Annotated in this window: 1 protein-coding gene; it reads left to right on the top strand. The window is 76.7% G+C overall.

What is annotated here, in order from left to right; all coding sequences use genetic code 11:
* On the top strand, window positions 1-977 hold a 977-nt coding region (locus U9977_RS24430), incomplete at both ends, for a HEAT repeat domain-containing protein (protein WP_322751626.1).

Here is a 977-nt window from a genome sequence, read left to right as displayed (position 1 = left end):
ACCCTCCCGTGGCTGCGCGACCGCGCCACCCACGGGGATGTGCGGGTGGCGGCGGTGCAGGCGATCGCCACCGGCTGGCGCGACGACCCGGCCACCCTCCCGCTCCTGCACGACCGCGCCACCCACGACACCGACGGGTATGTGCGGCAGGTCGCAGTGTGGACGATCGCCACCGGCTGGCGCGACGACCCGGCCACCCTCCCGCTCCTGCACGACCGCGCCACCCACGACACCCACAGGGCTGTGCGGGTGGTGGCGGTGCAGGCGATCGCCGACGGCTGGCGCGACGACCCGGCCGCCCTCCCGATCCTGCACGACCGCGCCACCCACGACACCCACAGGGAGGTGCGGCAGGCGGCGGTGCAGGCGATCGCCACCGGCTGGCACGACGACCCGGCCACCCTCCCGTGGCTGCACGACCGCGCCACCCACGACACCGACGAGGCTGTGCGGCGGGTGGCGGTGGAGGCGATCGCCACCGGCTGGCGCGACGACCCGGCCACCCTCCCGTGGCTGCGCGACCGCGCCACCCACGACACCCACGGGTATGTGCGGCAGGCGGCGGTGCAGGCGATCGCCACCGGCTGGCGCGACGACCCGGCCACCCTCCCGTGGCTGCGCGACCGCGCCACCCACGACACCCACGGGGATGTGCGGCAGGTCGCAGTGTGGACGATCGCCGACGGCTGGCGCGACGACCCGGCCACCCTCCCGCTCCTGCACGACCGCGCCACCCACGACACCCACGGGGATGTGCGGCAGGTGGCGGTGCAGGCGATCGCCACCGGCTGGCGCGACGACCCGGCCACCCTCCCGCTCCTGCACGACCGCGCCACCCACGACGACTACTGGGCTGTGCGGCGGGCGGCGGTGCAGGCGATCGCCACCGGCTGGCGCGACGACCCGGCCACCCTCCCGTGGCTGCGCGACCGCGCCACCCACGACACCCACGGGGATGTGCGGGTGGCGGCGGTGCA

The sequence above is a fragment of the Protofrankia sp. Cas8 genome (genome assembly GCF_963555845.1).
Lineage (GTDB): Bacteria > Actinomycetota > Actinomycetes > Frankiales > Frankiaceae > Protofrankia.
The sequence above is the reverse complement of the archived record's forward strand: the minus strand, read 5'-3'. Positions and strand labels throughout refer to the sequence as shown.